We start from the raw sequence: 2,809 nt of genomic DNA on the forward strand, positions 1-2,809 counted from the left end.
AAAAAAGCTTGTCCGTGGCTTTCTTCTTTAGATATGTCTAGCCCTATAACAGGGTTCATTTTATCTCTCCTTGAAGTAAATTTACCGGTAGCCCCTATGAACCTCCTTATCGCTCCACAGCATCGCATGTGATACGGGATCTATGCACAACCGACATCGGATCATGATTCAGCGTGGATAACCGTAGAAGAGATTAGGAAGATAGCGCAATCCATTCCGACGGAAATTGATATCGATAAGCTAATCAATGATGTAACGAATCGATCGACTTCTTCTCAAGTCGATATCGATACGGGAATAGTTGCGAAGTATAAAATCAATGAAACTCCGACATTGCTTATTAATGGTATTAAGGTTAGTAATCCATTTGATATGAACGAGATCAAAAATCTGATCGACAAGGAAATTGGCGGTGTTCAGAATGAGTAAGAGGCTAGCTATCTTTCAACCTTATTTGCTCTACTTCGCATGGATGGTTTCTCTTATTGCAACGCTAGGCAGTTTATACTTTAGCGAAGTTAAAGGATATATTCCTTGTGAACTATGTTGGTATCAGAGGATATTCATGTATCCCTTAAGCATACTCTTGGGAATTGCTGCTTATAAGGGGGATAGGACCATTAAGAAGTATGTTCTACCTCTAAGCATTATTGGGGGAATTATTTCGATTTATCATTATTCGATTCAAAAGATACCTGGTTTCCATGAGATTAAACCTTGTACGAATGGTGTTCCATGCAATGTCGATTATATTGATTGGCTAGGATTTATTACGATACCGTTTCTTGCAGGTACTGCTTTTATTCTAATTATCGCTTTCTTATTATTCGTTGGGGATAAAGAGTAAACTGTACATCAAAACTGAAGGACAAGAAGACAATCTAGAAAGACTAGGAATAGTAAACACAAAACCCGCAGTTATTTTGTGTTTACTAAATTATGAGTTCAATCCTAGTTTCTTTGCATTTTCTTGAATAAGTTCAACTAATGTTTGTTTCTCTGTTTCGGGATAGTTTCGAAGTTCAAGCACTTTAATGTCTGCCAAATTTCCGATTTCTGCTCCTTGCGGAAAATTGAAGTTATCAATGATTAACGCCGGCTTCAATGCTGCCAACTCCGCGGCTTGAGTGGGGGTTACCTCTGCCGGTCCAAATACGCCGACTACTTCATATCCCATCGATTCTGCTACAGGCGCCATGTAAGCTTGGGCAACTACTCGTTTATCAGCAGCATCCAACTTTGAGATCTCATCTCCAATTTCAGTGAAGGTACTCTCTATTTCCTCCAGAGCTCTGTTTGCAGTGGCAGTCGTACCCATCTTCTCAGCTAATGAGCTGATTTGTTCATTTAATACGTTCGGAGTGTTCTCAGTTTGAATGACGAATCGGTCTGCCTTCGGTATTTCAGCGGATTCCAATATTTGTTTCATGAACGGCTCGTATTCCGAATAAATGACCATATCCGCATTATTTACTTTCTCGATATCACCCGGTTTAAAGTCATATTCGTTAGGATGTTTCATTTCAACTGGCGCTAGAATCATAATATTGTCCAGCCCAGCAGTTCTGGCAATCAAAGCAGTCCAGCTTGTAGAGGCTACGATATTATGGTTGCCCCCTGAATCGTGATTATGACCGGTATCTTCACTAGGAACACTCGAGGAACACCCAGTAAAAAAGATTGCGCTTGTTATAAGTGCAACCATGGGAGACGTTAGCTTCATTTTCCAAATCGTTCGCTTCATTTGTAATAAAACCTCCATTAGCATTTATTTTCTTGTGACCAGATAAATCGCACTTAACAGAAGAACGCCAAACATTGTGATCGTTGCCCCTGTTGGTAAATTCAAAAGCAATGAAAGAAGAAATCCTCCGACTGCCGAAATCATTCCGAATAAAACAGATAAATACAGCATTTGCTTATACGTTCTTGCTAATCGAGAGGCGGCCATTGCGGGAAGAAGCAACAAAGCATCAATTAATAATGCGCCAACCAACTTCATGGCAATTCCGATAGCGATTCCTGTAACAAACATTAGACAATTGCGAATAAAAGTTACCGGTATTCCAAGCCATTGGGCTTGTTCGGCATCGTGAAAGATCAATTGAATTTCCCGATAACAGAAATAGAATAGACAAACCACAATAAGACTAATGATTGTCAACATCCACATATCAAATATTGTTAGAGTAAGAATGCTCCCAGTAAACAAACCGAAAACTTCCATAGCAGGAACGTCGGCAGCGTGGAAAAGCATTAATGCAGCTGCAAGCGAACCGGTCATCATAAATGCACCTAATATAGCTGGTTCTAGCTTGATTTTAGAAGACAAAGGACCCAATAGCACGGAGCCAACCATAATGGCAATCAATGCGCCTAACGTCGGCTTTGTCCCAATTAGCAAGCCTAGTGCCCCGCCTAACAGTGCAAGGTGCATGAGGGCAAATCGGATGACTGTTAGTTGAAATTGAATGACGACTATACCAATGAGCGATAAAGAACCCCCAGCGATAAAACAACCAATCAATGCTCGCTGAATTAAGGGGATTTGCAAATAGTAGAGCAGTTTCACGATCGACCCCCGACTTCTGATAATCTTCCTTTGTTCATTAGGTATAAGCTATCGACCCCATAATCGGTTTCATCCATTTGATGCGTAATCATTAACGTGAGTAAATGGGGGGAGCGTTGTCTGCAGCTTGCAATCAGTGAAAATAAAAGCTCTTTAGTACTCATATCCAGATGGGTGGTCGGTTCATCCAACAACAATATATCAGGCTCTCTAATAAGAGCTCGCGCGATATGAATG

General features: G+C 40.7%; 5 protein-coding genes. 2 read left to right on the forward strand and 3 right to left on the reverse strand.

Translation table 11 applies throughout. The features are described from left to right. Positions 1–213: 213 nt before the first annotated feature. The gene (locus AB4Z33_RS30670; protein ID WP_442053529.1) at positions 214–429 is read left to right on the forward strand and encodes a DsbA family protein; all 216 of its coding nucleotides are present in this window, start codon (positions 214–216) and stop codon (positions 427–429) included. Beyond that, positions 422–847, forward strand: a complete 426-nt coding sequence (locus AB4Z33_RS30675) for a disulfide oxidoreductase (RefSeq protein WP_442053525.1) — start codon at positions 422–424, stop codon at positions 845–847. The genes AB4Z33_RS30670 and AB4Z33_RS30675 overlap by 8 nt, the downstream gene beginning before the upstream one ends. A 90-nt stretch (positions 848–937) precedes the next feature. Here AB4Z33_RS30675 and AB4Z33_RS30680 read toward each other — a convergent pair whose 3' ends face one another. The 3 genes from AB4Z33_RS30680 to AB4Z33_RS30690 form a co-directional block, all read right to left on the reverse strand. Continuing rightward, positions 938–1,744 (reverse strand): hypothetical protein, encoded by an 807-nt coding sequence (locus AB4Z33_RS30680; RefSeq protein ID WP_442053526.1) that lies wholly within the window; start codon positions 1,742–1,744, stop codon positions 938–940. Between the two features lie 24 nt (positions 1,745–1,768). After that, positions 1,769–2,572, reverse strand: coding sequence for a metal ABC transporter permease (locus AB4Z33_RS30685; RefSeq protein WP_442053527.1), 804 nt, complete (start codon positions 2,570–2,572; stop codon positions 1,769–1,771). Then, the coding region (locus tag AB4Z33_RS30690; protein ID WP_442053528.1) for an ATP-binding cassette domain-containing protein at positions 2,569–2,809 on the reverse strand (241 nt) is incomplete at its 5' end. The genes AB4Z33_RS30685 and AB4Z33_RS30690, both read right to left, overlap by 4 nt.

The sequence above is a fragment of the Paenibacillus sp. 2TAB19 genome, assembly GCF_052115185.1.
In the GTDB taxonomy this organism is placed as follows: Bacteria; Bacillota; Bacilli; order Paenibacillales; family Paenibacillaceae; genus Pristimantibacillus.

Bases quoted from the DNA above. Each gene is read 5' to 3' on its own strand.
- AB4Z33_RS30680 (WP_442053526.1), bottom strand. From the start codon at position 1,744: ATGAAGCGAACGATTTGGAAAATGAAGCTAACGTCTCCCATGGTTGCA.
- AB4Z33_RS30675 (WP_442053525.1), top strand. From the start codon at position 422: ATGAGTAAGAGGCTAGCTATCTTTCAACCTTATTTGCTCTACTTCGCA.